General features: G+C 69.0%; 12 protein-coding genes and 3 pseudogenes. 4 read left to right on the top strand and 11 right to left on the bottom strand.

Annotated elements, in window-relative coordinates:
• Positions 1 to 177: 177 nt before the first annotated feature.
• A pseudogene (locus tag ACGF2Y_RS26750) lies at positions 178 to 369 on the top strand (5-dehydro-4-deoxyglucarate dehydratase); the annotation flags it as partial.
• A gap of 40 nt (positions 370 to 409) precedes the next feature.
• Positions 410 to 1,417: pseudogene (locus ACGF2Y_RS26745) on the top strand (hypothetical protein); the annotation flags it as partial.
• Between the two features lie 191 nt (positions 1,418 to 1,608).
• Here ACGF2Y_RS26745 and ACGF2Y_RS26740 read toward each other — a convergent pair.
• The 6 genes and pseudogenes from ACGF2Y_RS26740 to ACGF2Y_RS26715 form a co-directional block, all read right to left on the bottom strand.
• Positions 1,609 to 1,854, bottom strand: a pseudogene (locus tag ACGF2Y_RS26740) (MFS transporter); the annotation flags it as partial.
• A gap of 345 nt (positions 1,855 to 2,199) precedes the next feature.
• A complete protein-coding gene (locus tag ACGF2Y_RS26735; protein WP_392952314.1) occupies positions 2,200 to 2,862 on the bottom strand; it encodes a response regulator in 663 nt (220 codons plus the stop codon).
• On the bottom strand, positions 2,859 to 4,199 hold the full coding sequence (locus tag ACGF2Y_RS26730; protein ID WP_392952311.1) for a sensor histidine kinase: 1,341 nt from the start codon (positions 4,197 to 4,199) through the stop codon (positions 2,859 to 2,861). The genes ACGF2Y_RS26735 and ACGF2Y_RS26730 overlap by 4 nt, the downstream gene beginning before the upstream one ends.
• Complete coding sequence (locus ACGF2Y_RS26725; protein ID WP_392952309.1) at positions 4,196 to 5,335, bottom strand: hypothetical protein; 1,140 nt, start codon at positions 5,333 to 5,335, stop codon at positions 4,196 to 4,198. Before ACGF2Y_RS26725 ends, ACGF2Y_RS26730 begins: the two co-directional genes overlap by 4 nt.
• A gap of 131 nt (positions 5,336 to 5,466) precedes the next feature.
• Positions 5,467 to 5,946, bottom strand: a complete 480-nt coding sequence (locus ACGF2Y_RS26720) for a GNAT family N-acetyltransferase (RefSeq protein ID WP_392952306.1) — start codon at positions 5,944 to 5,946, stop codon at positions 5,467 to 5,469.
• The gene (locus ACGF2Y_RS26715; protein ID WP_392952303.1) at positions 5,946 to 6,716 is read right to left on the bottom strand and encodes an IclR family transcriptional regulator; all 771 of its coding nucleotides are present in this window, start codon (positions 6,714 to 6,716) and stop codon (positions 5,946 to 5,948) included. The genes ACGF2Y_RS26720 and ACGF2Y_RS26715 overlap by 1 nt, the downstream gene beginning before the upstream one ends.
• A 224-nt stretch (positions 6,717 to 6,940) precedes the next feature.
• On the opposite strand from ACGF2Y_RS26715, the gene ACGF2Y_RS26710 reads away from it, so the two are divergent.
• Positions 6,941 to 8,461 carry an aldehyde dehydrogenase (NADP(+)) gene (locus ACGF2Y_RS26710; RefSeq protein WP_392952300.1) on the top strand — a complete coding sequence of 507 codons (1,521 nt, stop codon included), beginning with the start codon at positions 6,941 to 6,943 and terminating at the stop codon, positions 8,459 to 8,461.
• An 809-nt stretch (positions 8,462 to 9,270) separates the two neighbouring features.
• Here ACGF2Y_RS26710 and ACGF2Y_RS26705 read toward each other — a convergent pair.
• Together ACGF2Y_RS26705 and ACGF2Y_RS26700 are read right to left on the bottom strand one after the other, a co-directional pair.
• A complete protein-coding gene (locus tag ACGF2Y_RS26705) occupies positions 9,271 to 10,170 on the bottom strand; it encodes a radical SAM protein (protein WP_392952297.1) in 900 nt (299 codons plus the stop codon).
• A gap of 411 nt (positions 10,171 to 10,581) precedes the next feature.
• Positions 10,582 to 10,800 carry a hypothetical protein gene (locus ACGF2Y_RS26700; RefSeq protein ID WP_392952294.1) on the bottom strand — a complete coding sequence of 73 codons (219 nt, stop codon included), beginning with the start codon at positions 10,798 to 10,800 and terminating at the stop codon, positions 10,582 to 10,584.
• A gap of 166 nt (positions 10,801 to 10,966) precedes the next feature.
• Here ACGF2Y_RS26700 and ACGF2Y_RS26695 point away from each other — a divergent pair, with 166 nt between their 5' ends.
• Positions 10,967 to 12,187, top strand: coding sequence for a helix-turn-helix domain-containing protein (locus tag ACGF2Y_RS26695; RefSeq protein ID WP_392952291.1), 1,221 nt, complete (start codon positions 10,967 to 10,969; stop codon positions 12,185 to 12,187).
• 67 nt (positions 12,188 to 12,254) lie between these two features.
• On the opposite strand, the gene ACGF2Y_RS26690 is transcribed toward ACGF2Y_RS26695, so the two are convergent.
• From ACGF2Y_RS26690 to ACGF2Y_RS26680, 3 genes are all read right to left on the bottom strand, one after another.
• Complete coding sequence (locus tag ACGF2Y_RS26690; RefSeq protein WP_392952288.1) at positions 12,255 to 13,190, bottom strand: major capsid protein; 936 nt, start codon at positions 13,188 to 13,190, stop codon at positions 12,255 to 12,257.
• 941 nt (positions 13,191 to 14,131) lie between these two features.
• Positions 14,132 to 14,359, bottom strand: coding sequence for an HNH endonuclease (locus tag ACGF2Y_RS26685; RefSeq protein WP_392952475.1), 228 nt, complete (start codon positions 14,357 to 14,359; stop codon positions 14,132 to 14,134).
• Positions 14,360 to 15,556: 1,197 nt separating this feature from the next.
• Positions 15,557 to 17,275 carry a recombinase family protein gene (locus ACGF2Y_RS26680; protein ID WP_392952285.1) on the bottom strand — a complete coding sequence of 573 codons (1,719 nt, stop codon included), beginning with the start codon at positions 17,273 to 17,275 and terminating at the stop codon, positions 15,557 to 15,559.
• Between the last annotated feature and the right edge of the window lie 48 nt (positions 17,276 to 17,323).

Raw genomic sequence — 17,323 nt, 5'->3', positions numbered from 1 at the left:
TGCGGGGAGAATACGTCCGCCTTGACCTGCCCTCGGAGGCTGCCCTAGCGTTGGGCTGTTCAGGAATATGTACACCGATCAGAATTGTGCACGCCTGTATCTGCTCAGGGAGCGACCGTGGCCTCAGCCCCCCTTGCCGCCCGGCTCAGCGAAGTCGCCGGGCCGCTCTTCTTCCCCGTGACCGCGTTCGGGCCGGACGGCACCGTCGGCATCGACGTCTTCCGGGCCCTGGACTCCGGCGACGACGCCCTGGCCAACGCGCTGCTCGACCACTTCTCCCGGCCGCTCGTCGAACTGCGGGCCAAGGGCCGCGGGTGCGCCGTGTCCGCGGTCAAGGGCGATGTCCGGCTCCAGGGCCTGGACGTCGGCTTCCAGGGCCTGGACGTCGGCTTCCAGGGCCTGGACGTCGGCGCGGTGCGTATACCCGCCGGACCCGGAACTCTGGGCGGGGCGGGCCCTCGCCCCGTACCGCCAGAGCTGGACGGCCGGCGACGATCCGTACGGGGAGGCCGCCGGAGCGCTGGCCGCCGCCGGTCTGGAAGTGCACAGCTGGGTGGTCCTCGCGCACAGCTCGCGGCTCGGCGCGGAGCACCCGGACACCTCGGTGGTCAACGCCTACGGGGACCGCTACCCGTGGGCCCCCTGCATCGCCCGCCCCGCCGTGCGCGCGTACCTCGTGGATCTCGCGGCGGAGGCCGCCGCCCGGCCCGGAACGCGCGGTACGGAACTGGAGTCCTGCGGCTGGTACGGCTTCGCCCATCTGCACGCACACGACAAGGTCGCCGGCGTGGGCCTCGGCGACGCGGCGCAGTACCTGATGTCGCTGTGCTTCTGTCCTGAATGCCGCGAGGGGTACGGGCAGACGGGCGTCGACCCCGGCGAACTGTCCGCCGCCGTCCGCCGCGCCCTGGAACCGGCCTGGTCCGGCGCCGGCTCCCCGGAGTCGGGCCGGGACGGCATCGAGAAGCTGCTCGGGCCCGGACACGCGGACGCCACCCTGCGATGGCGCGGCCGGGCCGCCCGCGCGTTCCAGGAAGCGGCCGTCGCCGCCGTACGGGCCGCGGCTCCGCCCGGCTTCCAGGTGCTGCTGCACGCAGACCCGGTCGCGTACCGCACCGGGGCCAACGTCGGCGTCGAGGTGGACCACATCCTCGCCGTGGCCGACGGCGTGGTGCTGCCCTGCACCGGGCCCGACGCCGCCAGGGAAGCGGTCCTCGGGCCGTTCGCCGGCCGGGGCGGGGTGCGTGCCGCCAACTTCGGGGTCGTCGCCGGGATGGGCGGAAGCCCCCGCACCCTGGAGCGGGACGCGGCCCACGCCGCCTCGCTCGGCGCGGACCAACTGCGCCTGTACCACGCGGGACTCGCCTCGGGCCCGGACCTGGAGGCGGTCGCCGCCGCGCTTTCACGGCTGGGGTGAGGCGGGGGCTCACGACCGGGGTGCGGCGGGGGCGGACGTCGACGCGGGGGCGCCGCGGTGCCGTCGCCGTGCCCCTGCCGCCAGCAGCACCGCGGCCAGCACCCCCGCCGCCCCTCCGGTCGCCGTCAGCACCCGTACGTCCACCACCGCGACGAGCCCCGCCCCCAGTGCCAGGGCCACCGCGTTGGGTGCCGTACCAGCAGCGCCTTCCGGGGCAGCCGGTCCGCGAGCGCGCCGAGCGCGGGCCCGGCCAGCACCGGGGCCCACATCGCGCACACCGTCAGTGCCGCCAGACTGTTCGACCCGGTCAGCGACCTGCCCCAGATCCCCGCCGTGAGCCACAACGCCGACGTGCCGAACCCGGAGACGACCACCCCCGCCAGACAACGCCCCGCCGTCCGGTCCCGCAGGACCCGCACCACCGCCGAACCGCCCATGCCGCTCCCCACTCCGCACCCGCGCTGTGCGGGCCGTGCGGCTCATGCTGCGGAGTAAGGCGGTCCGGCGGCATCGGGCGAATGCCCTAAGGCCCGACTCCCGTTGAAGGTCCCGAAGCCGGAGGCAGCGGGCCACGAAGAGGGGCTCTCGGTACTGCGGGCGGAGAAGATGGCGGAGAGGGTGGCGTCGTCCGCGACCTGGATGGCGGTGGTGGTGGCGAAGGCGCGGGGCAGCTTCGGCGGACAGGTACCGGCGCCGTACGGAGCGGAGTTCATCCACGCGGCCCAGGCCGCCGCGTCGGTCGGCGCGGGTGGTGAATCCGGACCCGTGCGCCGCCGCGACCCTCAGCCCGGGGTGATGAAACCGGACTCGTACGCCGCGATGACCGCCTGGGTACGGTCCCGGGCGCCGGTCTTCGCGAGGACCGCCGCCACATGCGTCTTCGCCGTCGCGGGGCCCACCGCGAGCCGCCCCGCTATCTCCGCGTTGGTCAGCCCCGCCGCCATCAGCCGCAGCACGTCCGCCTCCCGCCCGGTCAGCCTCGCCACCCACGCCGGGGCCCCGGGCGCCTGCCGCGCGGCGTGCTCGGCGGCCAGCGTGCGAACCGCCGCCGGGTAGAGGAGCGAGTCGCCGCACGCCACCAGGCGTACCGCCTGCACCAGTTCCTCGGCCGCCACCCGCTTCAGCAGGAACCCGGCCGCTCCGGCGTGCAGGGCCTCGTACACGTACGCGTCGTTCTCGAAGGTCGTCACGACGACGATCCTCGGCGGGTCCTCCAGTGTGGCGAGGATCTGCTCCGTGGCCCGGATGCCGTCGATCTCCGGCATCCGCACGTCCATCAGCACCACGTCGGGCCGCAGCTCCCGCACCACGGAGACGGCCTCCGCACCGGTGGTGGCCTCCCCGACGACCTCGATGCCTTCCTCGGCGTCCAGGATCGCGCGCAGCGCCGTACGCACCATCCGCTCGTCGTCCGCCAGCACCACCCGCACCGAAGCCCCGCTCATCGCCGCTCCTCCGTCCGCCCGGCCGTTCCCGGGGTCCTCCGCCAGTCCGTCCCCGGTACCGCGCCCGGCGCGGCGCCCGGCACCGTCAGCGGCAGCCGGGCAATCAGCCGCCAGCTGCCGTCGTACGGTCCCGCTTCGGTTCGGCCGCCCAGCAGGACGGCCCGCTCCGCGATGCCGCGCAGCCCGCGACCGCCCCCGGGGCGTGCCACGGCGGGCTGTCCGCCCAGCGGATTCTCCATCACGATCTCCAGCTCCCTCTCCCGTACCGCGATCAGCAGCCGCACGGGGGACGGGCCGCCCCCGCCGTGCCGCGATGCGTTGCTCAGCCCCTCCTGGACGATCCGGTACGCCTCCCGCGAGACCGCCGGGTCCACGTTGTCCGGGTCACCGGGATCGCCCTCCCGCTCGTACGCCACCGGCACCCCGCAGTGCGCCAGCAGCCCGTCGAGCGCGTCCAGCCCCGGCCCGTGAGCCGCTTCCCCGCCCTCGTCCGGCTCTCCGTCCTGCCGCAGCAGCCCCAGCACCGAGTCCAGCTCGCCGACCGTCCGCCGTGTCGTCTCCTCGATGGCGGTCAGCGCCTCGCGGACGAACTCCGGATCGCGGTCCAGGACCCGGCGCGCCGCCCCCGCCTGAAGGGTCACGGCACTCAGCGCGTGGCCGACCGAGTCGTGCAGTTCCCGGGCGAGCCGGTTGCGCACCGCCAGGTCCGCGGCCCGGCGCTCGGCGGCGGCGAGCCGGTCCTCGGGGGTCGGCCCCAGCAGAGCCGGGGCCCGCCGGGCCAGCAGCTCCCCGGCCGCCGCCGCCACCAGCGCCATCGCCACCAGCATCGCGAGCCCGGCGAGCGGCGCGAAGGCCAGGGCCCACGGCTCCCGCAGCGCATCGGGCCCGCCGTACATCCAGGTGTCGCGCAGCCCCGCGAAGAACGGCAGGGCGGCCACCGTCACCGCGAACGGCGGCAGTGCCAGCGTGATCCCGCTGACGATCCCGCCGAGCGCCAGATGCAGGGTGTACCAGCCGGCCGCCCGCCCCCGGGCCTGCCGGGTCCGGGCGGGCCCGTCGGCCAGCAGGGCGGGCGGGACCCCGCACAGGGCGCGGGCGGCGGCCACGGACAGCGGCCGGACCAGGGCGAAGAAGCCGGTGACCGCCGCCATCGGCAGGGCGAGGACGAAGGCGGCGAACTGGGCGGGCAGCGAGGAGAAGAGCTGTTCCCCACCGCTCATCATGCCGACCAGGACCGTGCTGACCAGGAAGTACGGCATCAGCAGCGCGCCGCCGATGATCAGATGCAGCCAGCGCAGCCGCGCCCGCCGGCCGAACAGCGGGGCGACCGCCCTCATGACACCCGGCTGTCGGACGACGTGGCAGGGGCAGGGGCAGGGGCAGGGGCAGGGGCATCGGCGGCCGCGGGCAGCGCGGAAGCCGCCGCGCGCTCCGCGAAGAAGTACGCGCCAAGTGTCAAGACGAGCGCCCCGGCCAGCATCTGGACAGCGTAGACCGTCGTCGTCGCCGGCATCGGCCGGTCCGCCGCTTCGCCCGCGCCGATCAGACCGGTGACGCTCAACCAGCCGCCCCAGCAGGCCGTCGCCGACGAACCGGCCCAGGCCAGGACGAGCGGCAGCCGCAGGGAGAGGCGGCCGGTACGCCGGAAGGCGAGCAGGAGCACCCCGACGGCGGTGGCCACCACGAAGAGCAGGCTGACGGCTTCCAGTACGTAGAAATCGCTGGTGCGGGCCGCGGCCCGGCCCGGGTTGAGCCCGGCGGTCGAACCGGAGACCCACAACAGGTGCGTGACGCCGGGGAGAAGGGCCGCCAGAGCGACGGCGACAGCGGTCGCGCGCAGGGCGGGCGTGGTCGGGCCGTCCGGCAGATCCCGCAGCTTCCCCTGCCACAGATGGCCCCAGCGCTCCTTGGCGTACAGCGCGAAGAGGCTGCCGAGGGCGAGGCCCTGGACGATGAAGCCGCCGTAGACGACACCGAAGACCCACGGGTCCAGGAACGCCTCGGAACTCCCCTCGCCGACCGGCCGCCCGTCGCCACCGCCGAAGAGCCCAAGGACCATCTGGATCGGGAAGCCCGTCATGATCGGCAGCAGCAGACCGCTCGCCACCCACATCGGCAGCACCAGCAGCCAGGCGGGCACCCGCTTGCCCCAGGGCCGGGTCAGCAGCAGAGCGAGGACGATGACGGCGCCGTCCATCAGCACCGTGGCCCCGTTGGCGACGCGCAGCGTGGTGCCGCCGTCGAGCAGCGCGCTGCCGTCCGGGATACCGAGCTGACTGCCCGCCATCCAGGCGATCTTGAGCGCGATGTAGGGCAGACAGGACACCATGGCGACCGCCCGGAGCACGACCCGCGCCCTGCTGACGCGGTACGGGGGCGTCTCGGGCGGTGTGGTGCGGTACGGAGGTGTCCTGCCCGTCCCGGCGTGGTGCGGGGCGGGCGGGGGCGCTGTGGAGGGCCGGTTCGCTGTCATGGCTCCAGGCTCCCGCGCCGGCCGTGCCCCGCACGTCCTGCCCGGCGACGATCCGCCTCCGCCATCCGGGGGAGAGCCTCCCCGGGCCCGAGCCCCCGCTCCCTGACCCGACCTGATCCGAACGAAAGGCCCTATCCCCGGAGCGTCACCAGCACCTCGTCGATCTCCTCGCCCCGGGCGCGGGCGAACCCGCGGTCCTTGCCGGTCACCACGAAGCCGCACTTCTCCAGCACCCGGCGCGAGCCGAGGTTGTCGGCCGCCGCCCGCGCGTGCAGCGGGCGCGTGGGGGTCTCGTCGAGGAACGCCCGCAGGGCCGCCGTCGCCAGTCCGCGGCCCCAGTGCCCACGGCCGATCCAGTACGTGACCTGGCGGTCGCCGGGGTCCCCGTACGCCCCGACGTGGCCCACCACCGCACCGTCGGCCACCACCGTGCGCATCACCACCCCGCCGGACCCGGCGCGCAGCCGCGCCCAGTGGGCGTCGAACGCGGCGCGGTCGGTGGGGTCCTCGGGGGTGAACGCGGCGACGCGGGTCGCCTCCGGGTCGCTCATCCAGGCGAAGAACAGCGGCAGATCACCGTCCTGGACCGCTCGCAGGACGACCTCGGCCATCAGAGCCTCCGGGTCGCGAGGGTGAGCCGGTCCCGGGCGTCGAGCAGGGCGTCCTTCACCGTCTGTTCGTGCCCGGGGGTGAGCCGGGCGACCGGCACCGAGCAGCTGATCGCGTCGCGCGCGGGCGTCCGGTAGGGGATCGCCACGCCGAAGCAGCGCAGACCGAGGGTGTTCTCCTCGCGGTCCACCGCGTAGCCCCGCTCGCGGACCAGCCGCAGTTCCTCGATGAGCTTCTCGCGGTCGGTGATGGTGTGTTCGGTCAGCGCGGGCAGCGACTCGGGCAGCATCTTGCGGACCTGCTCGTCGGTGTGGGTGGCGAGCAGCGCCTTGCCGAGCGAGGTGGAGTGGGCGGGCAGCCTGCGGCCGACCCGGGTGAAGGGGCGCAGATAGTGCTGGGACTGGCGGGTGGCGAGGTAGACCACGTTCGTCCCGTCGAGGCGGGCCAGGTGGATGGTCTCCGTGGTGTCGTCGGAGAGCCGGTCCAGGGTGGGCCGGGCGGCGGCCACGACCTCGTCGCCGTCGATGTACGAGGTGCCCACCAGCAGGGCACGGACACCGATCCCGTACCGGGTGCCCGTCGCGTCCGTCTCCACCCAGCCCAGCTCCACCAGGGTGCGCAGCAGCATGTAGAGGCTGGACTTGGGGTAGCCGACCGCCTCCTGGACGGCGGCCAGCGAGTGCATGCCGGGGCGCCCCGCGAAGTATTCGAGGAGCTCCACCGTCCGTACCGCGGACTTGACCTGTGCCCCACCGGACTCGGCGACCGACATCGCCCACGCACCCTTCTCCAGCTCTCTTCGGCCTTCGTCCGCATCATCGTCCGAAAGCCCGCCATCACGATTGCCAAGACGGAACGCCCGGAAATAGAGTCCCAGGACATTCACGATCAGGAACTCTGTTCAGAATACCGAACACTTGCTGATATGCGGCCGCAGACGGTCGGAAGGCCGTCACCAGGCGGTCGGCAGACGGTCAGCAGACGGAGGGAATCACGGTGAGCGCAGTACCAGTCTGGAGTGTCGACCCCCGAACCGGGAACCCGCGCGAGCAGGTTGCCGTGGAGGCCGCCGCCGAGGAGGTCGACCGTACGGTCCGGGCGGCTCACGCCGTCCGCGACGCCCTCGCCGACCGCGCGGCGCGCGCCGCGTTCCTGCGTACGGCGGCGGAGCTGCTGGCGGAGTCCGGCGAGCACATCATCGAGGCCGCCGACGCGGAGACCGCACTCGGACCGGCCCGGCTCACCGGCGAACTGGCCCGCACCGCAGCGCAGTTGAGGGCCTTCGCGGAGGTCGTCGACGAAGGCGCCTTCCTCGACGTCCACATCGACCACGAGGACGGGTCGCGGACCCCGCCGTGGCCCGACCTGCGCCGTTACAAGATCCCGCTCGGGGTCGTCGCCGTCTACGCGGCCAGCAACTTCCCGCTCGCCTTCTCCGTCCCCGGCGGCGACACGGCCAGCGCGCTCGCGGCCGGCTGCCCGGTCGTCGTCAAGGCGCACCCCGACCACCCGGCCACGTCCGAACTCTGCGCCTCGGTCCTCCGCCGCGCCGCCGCCCGCACCGGACTGCCCGAGGACGTCCTGACGCTGGTGCACGGCTTCGACGCGGGCGTCGAGCTGATCCGCCACCCGCTGGTGAGCGCGGCGGGCTTCACCGGATCGGTGCGCGGCGGCCGGGCCCTGTTCGACGCCGCCGCCGCCCGGCCCGTGCCCATCCCCTTCCACGGCGAACTCGGCTCCCTCAACCCGGTCGTCGTCACCGGGGCCGCCGCCGCCGAGCGCGCCGGGGAGATCGGCGCGGGGCTCGGCGGCTCGATGACCCTGGGCGTGGGCCAGTTCTGCACCAAGCCCGGCTTCGCCCTGGTCCCCGAGGGGGCGGCGGGAGACCAGCTCCTGAAGTCCCTCACCGAGGCGGTCAGTTCCACCGGCTCCGGCGTCCTGCTGGACCACCGCATGCGGGACGCCTTCGTCGCGGGTGTACGGGAACGGGCCGCGCTGCCCGACGTCAGCGCCCCCGTCACCCCCGGCGCGGGCGGCGAGCACACCGTCTCCGCCGGATTCCTCACCGTGCCGGCCGCCCGGCTGACCGTGAAGGGCCCGCACGACGCGCTGCTGGAGGAGTGCTTCGGCCCGGTCACCGTGATCGCCCGGTACGCCTCCGTCGACGAGATCGCCGCCGTCCTCGCCCGGCTGCCCGGGAACCTCACCGCCACCCTCCAGGCCGCCACCGAGGACGCCGACCCCGACGCGGCGCGGCTGCTGGCCGCCCTCACCCCGCTCGCCGGGCGCATCCTGGTCAACGGCTGGCCGACCGGCGTCGCCGTCGCCCCCGCCCAGCACCACGGCGGCCCCTACCCCGCCACCACGTCCACCTCCACCTCGGTCGGCGCGACGGCGATCGAACGCTGGCTGCGCCCCGTGACGTACCAGAACACCCCCGACGCGCTCCTCCCGCCGGAACTCCGCGAGGACAACCCGCAGGGCCTGCCCCGCCGGGTGGACGGCCGCCGGGCATGAGTCTGGGCCCGGACGCCTTCCCCTTCGCCCCGGACGCGGTGGGCACGACGGACGCCGGAACCGGAACCGCGCCGACGGCGTACTGAACCGGCGGGGCGGGACCCGACCGGTGACGCCGGGGCGTCGTATCCCGGCCTGGAGGGCCGGGAGTGCGCCGAGTGCTGCCTGGCGGTGGGGGCCGGGGAATCCCCCGGCCCCCTTCGGTGTTCGCACCGGTGAACCGACCTGCGGAGGCACCCTCCGCACACCCCCCACGAGCCCTGGAGAGATGAAGAGTCATGCGCGTCGAGATCTGGAGCGACATCGCTTGCCCGTGAACCAACGGAGCCACAGGTTACCGCGACGCTCTGACCAGCGTCTATGTGGCGGGAGTTGGGCAGCACAAAGCCCCGCCCATGCGCCACGGGGGCAGCACACGGACGGGGCCGGTAGGGGGTGCGTGCTTGGTCAGTGCGGCGCGCAGGTGGACGCGCGCAGCTCCGCGAGACGGCGTTGGTACAGCGGGCCTACAGCGTGCGCGCCCCTCGCCTCACTCGGGGTGGCCTGTTCGATCAGGTGATGGGAAACCGCCCTGAGATGAGCGGCCCAAGCGATCACGTGCTGTTGAGCCGTCCGCCCGCATCCCTGCGGTTCACCAGGGAGACACAGCGGAAGTTGCGGACCGAGCTTGTTCGCCGCGTGCCGGAGGTACCGAGCGATGGTGAGCCATTCGTCCTCGGTCCGCCGAACGGCGTTGCTCTCGCCTTCCCACCCCCACGGGCCGAAGTCGTCCCCGTGATCGTCCATGCGCGCTCCTGGTATTCAGCGGATTAGGCCGGTGCAGCGATGGTAACGGCGCTCTCCGCTTCCCTGGGGTCGCAGTGCCCGACCGAGGGAACACACGGACCACAGGGGCCGCACATGGGGAGGAACTGCGGAGGAGTGCACGACTGGACGCCATCCGCGTGCACCGCCGCGATATCGGCCGCAACGTCGGTCATCTGCGCGCCGCCCCAGATTTCGGAGATCGGCCGTTCCAGCACGTTGCCGAGGGTGAGGAATCGGCCGAGGACGCACGGCCACACATCACCGGTCGGGCCGATGGCGAACTTCTCGTGCGCGCAATGCCCGCATAGATCAGCGATGGCCGGCGCGGCCCCCTGACTCGCTCGCCCGAAAGCGCGGGTTCGGTATCCGCCGACCGTGCCGACACCGAGCGCCGTAAGGTCCCGCGCCGCTTCCTGTACGCGCTGCCCGTCCCGCACAGCGACGACCCCGCCCCGCAGCGGGATACCGAGCGCGAGCGCCTTTTGCACGTTGGCACGCGTCTTCTTGTGTGCCCCTCGGAGTTGCGTCACCGCGTCGTGTTCCTCGGCGCTGTCCGAGTAGTACGACGTGGCGAGCTTGACGCCGTACTCCCCGAATGCGTCCCACAGTTCCGGGCGGATGTGGGTCATGTTCGAGAACACCTCGATGCCGAGGCCCCGGCCGTGAGCGTGCTTGATCAGCGCGGGCAGACTCGGGTAGAGCGTCGGCTCTCCGCCGATGAACTGAACGTCCAGGGTGCCCATGTCGGCAAGCTGGTCAATGACGTTCAACCAGTCGTGCACGGTCATGGTTCCGTGCGTTCCCTTGGGTCCACTGTCTGCGTAACAGTGATCACAGAACTCGTTGCAGAGTCCCGTGACCTCCAGCCATGCGAATAAGAGACGGTTTCCGGCAGTGCTCATTGCAGCTCCTTACGACCGTTGGTGTTTGGTGCCCCGCCCCTGTCGAGAATTCGGATGCGCTCGACAGGGGCGGGAGTTCAAAGGCGTCCGGTAGCGGCCAGCGTGAGAATCGCCGTACTCGATGCGGCGACCGTGAAGACGAACACGAACCAGCCGAACCGGCGTACGCACTTCACGCGCTGTCCGCGAGGGGCACGCAGTTGGGGCAGTCGTCGGTGTGGAACGGCGACGGGGGATGAATCGGGCCGGGGAGGTAGACCACGCCGGAACGCTTGTCCAGCGCTCCGCCGTACTGGTCATACCAACCGGGCGGAGAGTCCGCGTACGGGCTTCCGGGACCGTCTATGAGGCTGACTAGCTTCGGGGGCGGAAGAGGCCGCGTACGGCGCTGCTGTGCCTCTACGGCGGCCGTCACCGCTTCCTCCGTCGCTTGGTCCCCTCCGGGTCGGCGCAATCGATGTGCCGGTAGATCGTGACGGGGGTGCCGGACTGCCGCTCGATCTCTCCGCGTCGGCAACGTTCAAGGGTCTTGATCGGCTTCATGCAGGCCGGGCACGTCTCACCCGAGGGGGCGAACGTCGTGTACTCCCACTGTCGTGCGTCGGTGTCTTCCGTGGTCGCGCTCGCCATGGTTCGCCGTCCCGTCAAGTCCGCTGGTGATGATGGGTGTTGGACTAGGCAAGCGCGGCGAGACAGCGGGAACCACAGCAAAAGGGCCGCACTCATGCCGCACCCTGGCCGCACTGGATACGCTGGCCAGGGCAGACGGGCATTTCCCGAGAGGAGACCGGCCACGATGACCAGCAGGCGGCGGAGGTTGGCGGAGCGCCGGAAAGCGTGCGGGTACAACCAAGAGGAATTCGCGGAGGCGGTCGGCGCTGATCGCTCCACGGTCCAGCGCTGGGAAAGCGGAAGGACTGATCCGCAACCCTGGCAGCGACCGAAGATCGCAAAGGCGCTGTCGGTCACGCCTGCGGAACTTGACGCGCTGCTAGTCCCGGATGCGTACGCCCCGCCGCAGCCTCGTACCGCTTGGCTGTCTGACGTAGCGTCGGATAGTGATGACGAATTCGACGCCCTCGAATTGGCGCGGCGTGTATCCGCTAGCGACGTCGGCAAGGAAACGCTAGGTCGCCTAGAACGCGCATTCGATGAACTGGCAATGAAATACCCGGTGTCACCGCCGCAAGACTTGCTCGAAAGAGTAAGGAAGCATTCCACTTATGTCTCACATCTTATGGATGCGCGCATGACCCTTGCGGAACAGCGCCGCCTTTATGTAGTCGGCGGATGGTTCCAACTCTTGGGGGCCACGCTGCATATCGACCTGAACCAGGAACACGCGGCGACGGCTCGTTTGCAGACAGCGGCCACTCTTGCGCAGCACGCAGATCACCACGAAATCGAAGCGTGGTGCTACGAGACTGACGCTTGGCGGGTGCTCACCGATGGCGACTACGCGCGTGCGCTAGAACTCGCACGGATTGCACAGGAATTGGCTCCGGCTGGCACGTCGGCTGCAATCCAGGCGACAGCCCAAGAGGGCCGGGCACGGGCGCGGCTTGGGGAAAGGGCGGAAACATACGCGGCCGTTGAGCGAGTTCAACGCATGTCGTCCGCCATGGTTCCGCGCAAGGGTACCGAGCATCACTATCAGTACGACCCCGGTAAGGCGCTGGCCTATACGGCAACGACGCTGGCATGGGTGGGAGATCCCGCAGCGGAGGACTACGCGCGACAGGTAATCGCGCGGCTTGCTCCCGCTGACGACGTGGAGAAATGGCCGCGCCGGGTGGCGTCCGCGAACATCGATTTGGCGTTGGCATTGCTCGGGGGTGACCGGCTAGATGAGGCGTGCAACGCAGCACAGCGGGCCATACTGTCCGGGCGTATTGTCCCATCGAATCATTGGCGTGCCCTTGAAGTGGTCAACGCAGTAGAAGCGCGACAGCTTCCGGAAGCGACGGATCTTCGCGAGGCATACCAGGGATTGAAGGCGCTACCAAAGGGCGAATAGGTTGCCAGAATGAGAAAGGCCCCGCACTCGCCACCCTTGAATGGGGAGCAAGTGCGGGGCTCGGGGGCTAACCGTTGAGAACGTTCGTAAGGCGGGCTGCCGCCTTACCGCCGAACAGCGCGAGGCCACAGTAGAAGTCGATGCGCGTTCGGTAGACCGGCTTGTCGTGCGACTCGCCAAGATCTGTGACCTGGACTCCGCCGTTGGTGAGGCCCGAGAGTCCAGCGTCCGCCTCGGAAGCCCCGAAGCGAACGGCGTAGATGTCGCCGGTCTCGGCACTTCCGGTCCCAACTGTCAGCGGCAGCACGTCTGTGCCGTCGAGTCGCTGGCCGGCGTCGAGGAGCGGAATTCCGTTCCACATGGTGGTCGGCTTCCCTGCTATCTCCTTGGTCAGGAGTTCACTACCCCCAAGCCGTCGGAACCCGGACGCAATCTTGGCCCGCAGAGCAGCATTCATGTAGAGCGCGCCATTCGTGCCGTCGATGCCCCGTACCTGGTTCGTCAGGGTGTCGAGCAGGTCGAAGAAGTCGTGTCCGTTGACAACGGGACCCGTCCCCGTGGCATCGACGACCTGTCGGCCGACCAGCCGCTTGCGAAGCCCGTCGAACCCCTTCGGGTTCACCGTGACGTCCCCGTTGAAGAACTGGTCAGCGAAGTGGATAGAGGCAGCCTTGACCTTCATGTGTGTCTGAATCGCGCGCTGATCACTAAGGTTTCCTCGGGTCTGGACGATGAACTTGTCTACGTCTGCATCACCTCCGAGGATCGCCAGTGTTTCGATGCGCTGGTTAAGAGTTCCGGTGCTCTCCGGGTACGCCTCGTTTACAGCGCGGAAGGACACTCCAGGCAGGCTGGATTCCTCGTTGTACTTGAATGCGCTTCCCTCCACCTGGATGAGCGGCAGCCTGTCGAGGATCGGCGACTCCTGAACGAAGGTCTCGATTACGCCACGCTGAAGCTGGTCAAGCGTGAGCTTTGCAGATTCGATAAGGGTAAGAGTCACAGCTATATCTCCTGATTTCGATTGAACTGATAAACACGTGACCCACAGAAACGCTCAATTGAGCCACGCGAGTTTTTTGCCTCCCTGCCGTTCTTTTGCGGGAGGGGTCGGGGGTCACCCCCTGGTCAACAGCTCACGAACGGCGAGGCTTGACGCGTTCGGCTGCCCACCCGCCCGGCTGGTGCTTCGCGGTCTCGCGGCTATGGCACGTCGAACACAGCGGACGGAGACGAGACCACGCGTCCGGATCACTGACACCCCGAGCGACCAGCGCACGCCGTGACTCGGGGAAATGGTCGGCAACCGTCGCAGTGCGGGAGCAAAGCACGCACCACGGATGCGCGTACAGGTAGCGCTTACGGATGCGCTCCCAACGGACGCCGTATCCCTTGGCCGTGGTCGTCCCTCGCTGCCGTTCGGCTTCCCTCGCATGTGTCGGGCAGCGTCCGCCCGTGGTGAGTTCGGGGCAGCCGGGGACAGAGCAAGGGGGGCGGGGCTTACGGGGCATGGGGGCACCTCCGATGCACGGGGGGTTGTCGTCAGACGGACATGAAAGGGACTCCGGCGGGACTCCCGTTAGCCCCTGGCCGTAGGCAAGCGGATGCGGTGCCATTGACCGAGCCGCACATCTATCAACGTTGATAGATGTCACTCTCTGTAACCAATGCAGGTAGAATCAGGAACCTGACGCACCCGTGCACGAGGGTTCACGGTGGTGAACCATTTCCCCCATTTCCCGTGCTCCCCTAGCGGGCAATCGACGAGAGGTAGCCATGCCGAGCGACCGTGAGCAACGCCCCGCATTCGAACTACGCTGTGGCGGGCTCCACTTGACTGTTCAGCGCATTCCCGGATGGCTGGTGGCAGCACTCGCCACAACGGCAGGTAGCGGGCTCGCAGCGTGGCTCACGTCGCGCTAAAGGCGGGATGCACTGGACCCGCTACGACTGGTCCTCGTTCCCCAAGGGAAAGTCCTCGCCCGTCTTGATCCGGTGGCAGTCCCGACACAGTGGTTGAACGTTCGTGTCTGTGTCCTCGCCCCCGAGTGCAAGCGGCTGCACATGGTCCACGTCCACCACGCCCGCGAGGACGAGCGAACCGCACCGGGCACAGCGAGCACCACCACGGGCACCAACCAGAGCACGGAGACGAGCGGCCCCCGAGAACACCCGGACCAGCACCGCACGGCGAGCACGCCGAGCACGGACCGAAGCCCGCTTGCCGAATGCCTGGTGGTGGTTCTCGCAGCGTCCGCGGTGCGTCGCCGGCTCGGTGCAGTCGATACAGCGCACGGTCCCGCACCCCCTCCACACCGTGAGTCGGCGTTCTTCTGCCAACACGAGTGAGCCCCGTGTTTAAACGGGGCTCCACCGCGCACATGTCTAGGCGAAAATATCCAGGACCTTGAGACCAATTTGGATGAGCTGAGATACCACCCATGCCACCCGCCAGCCCGGCCCACTATTGGAGTTGCCGTCGATCACGCTTCCACCTGCCTTCCATGCCGCCCGGCCAATTGCCGGGTGTCCATGGGGATGGCGTTACGTATGGACCGCACGCATTCCAATGGGCACTTCGGATGGAAAACCGATGCCTCGGGTATCATCGGGGTCTTTAACCCAAGTGGTTCTATAATCGTCCACCCGCATCGTCTGCAACGCAACAAGAGCGAGCGAGATGGAACGCGAAGTGATTTCGCACCCACACCCGGAGTCGAACCGGGAACTCTGCGGGTTCGTCCGGGTCTCCCCGAGGGGCCGGTACCGCGCACCTCTACCAGTTGGGTCATGCGGGCTGGTGGTCGTCCTCGCCGGCAGGGCCGGTCCGAACACCATGGGGAGATCACACGAGCTTGCAACCCCGTTCGGCACCCCCGGTCAAGGGGCGGTTACTAATGGGCGGTGTGATCTCCCCGCGCTCTGCCTCACGACCACTGCGGCCACCCCTCGGGGTGCGTGCTGCACGGGCAGAGCTGTTCGTGAGAGTCGGGCACTCAGACCGCCGTTTCCGGGCTGGTGGGGTGCGCGGTAATCCCGCTCTCACTGTGTTGTGGGGACCAGCAGATTCCCGGCCCCCGCCGTGCGGGGTGCTCGGAGCCCGTTCGGTCCCTCACTGTGGTGTGGGGTCCAGCAGATTCCCGGGGGCCGACCATGGCGGGATGACGGTTGGACGTGCTGTTTGGTTTTCTCTCTATTTTTTAGACGTAATCAAAAGAACCCCTCTAACCGTCATATCGCCATGGCTCCGCCCGCTGGTCCCGCTGTCGCTCGGCGAGCCCTGTACGCCCGTCTGCGGGCATGGGAAAGCCCCGGCGGTCTGCGAGGACTACCGGGGCGGTCGGGCTGGTCAGGGGGGGCGGGTAGGGGCTACGCGGCAACTGTTCTCTTACGGTGCTCTCGCGTCGCGTCAACATGTGAGAGCGCCGCGAGTAGCGGGCTCTCGTCGGTTTCCTTGTCCCGCCAATCCAGAGCTATCCGCTTGTCGATGGGCGTGCGGTCCCCTCTCCCCTTGGGTGGAGCCAGCGTTACCTTTGTGAGCGCTGCACGAAGTAGGGCTCGCTGTCCGCCCACGCCTGCGCTGTCCCAGAGTGCGGCCAAGGCATCCGGGTCCATGAGGGGGCTCAAGTCTGCGTCTTTGGACAACTCGGCCAACTCGACCTTCAGTCCGCTGATTTGCTCGCTCAAGTCGCGCCGCAGTGACTCATAACGTGACTCGTCCATGCGGCCCACTATGAAGAACTCCTTTTCGAGCTTCATTTCGCGGCCCACGGCACTCTCCAGGGCCGCATTTACCTTTGCCTTTTTATCTTCCTTGGACGGGTCTTTATATGAAAGCCAGCGGCGAGCAATAGCCTGGATGGTGTTGGAGTCAGGCGAAAGGCTAAGGATGTGATGAGCCCATAGACCTTGAATTGCCGTTTCGATCCTCTTTCGGTCTGTGGAGACCCCTATGCAGGCAGACTTGCCTTGAGCTTGGCGCGCGTCGCATCGATAATTTACCCCGCCGTTCTGCATCGGCCCTTTGCAGCGTCCGCAGCGAAGTAGTCCGCTCAGGATTGCGACCGTTTCCCGCTTTCCTCGGGTTCGATCACCAATACTGGTTCCGGGCTGGGAGCGCTCGGCGAGGATCTGAGCTATCTTTACGTGTTCGGCGAATGTGATCACACCTTGCCCCACGGGTATGGGGTGACCCTTCTTGTCCAGAAGGGGGGTTCCGCCTCTGTGGTACTTGTCGAGCGAATTCCCGTTGTCGTCGCGCATCTTTTCGCGGTCTGGTACAAGACCGGCCCATGAGACCGAATGGGCGAGACTGATGATCCCGGATGCAGTCCACTTCTTTCCGTGACGCGTTAGCAGTCCCTCGCTGTTGAATTCGTTTGCGATGAATGCGGGCGTCTTGCGATCCAAGAGATATACCGCGATCCGCCGGGCGGTCGGATACTCTCCCTTGTGATGTGCGAGTTTTCCCGACCCTTTGGGAGAGTGGAGCCCGTAGGGGGCTACCCCGCCCGTCCACTTCCCTTCCGCCTTGTTGGCAGTAATCCCGAGCTGCGTGAACTGGCTGATGTCGTTTGCTTGCTCGCGGGCTTGCTCCGAAAGAATGGCGAGGATCATCCGAGACTTTGTGGAGTCGATCCTTTCGGCGGTCACCATGATGCGGGCGCGCTGTTTGTCGAACTCGTCCAGCAGCAAGCCGACTTGTCCCATGCCTCGCCGAGAAAGACGACTCGTCTTGTACACGTACAGCGTCTTGGAGCGGCCGGAGATTATCGCGCCCGTAGCTTTCTCGAACTCCTCGCGACGAACGTGTGCCTTGCTCGCGCTTCGCTGTTCGAACCAGACGTGCCGGATTCGCTTTCCCTCGCCTGAGGAGTACGCGTTAATGTCGCGGAGCATTTGCCGCAGCGAGGACATGGTGTCCTTCTTCTTGCTGCGGCGTAGGTAGATCTCCGCCAGATCCTCCGGGGCCCCGATTGCAGGCAGCCATAGCCCAAGCTCTTTGAGCTCGTCATCCTCGAAGCCGAGAGCGCGCAGCGTGGGCAGGTCCGTCCGTTCCATGGTCATCCGTTCGCCGAAGGTGACCACCTCCTGTGACTGCGGGTACTGGCGCGGCGGGGTCCTGGTCCGCTGTGG

It is taken from the genome of Streptomyces sp. NPDC048142 (genome assembly GCF_043202835.1).
Lineage (GTDB): Bacteria > Actinomycetota > Actinomycetes > Streptomycetales > Streptomycetaceae > Streptomyces.
This window is presented reverse-complemented; position numbering and strand designations above follow the sequence as displayed.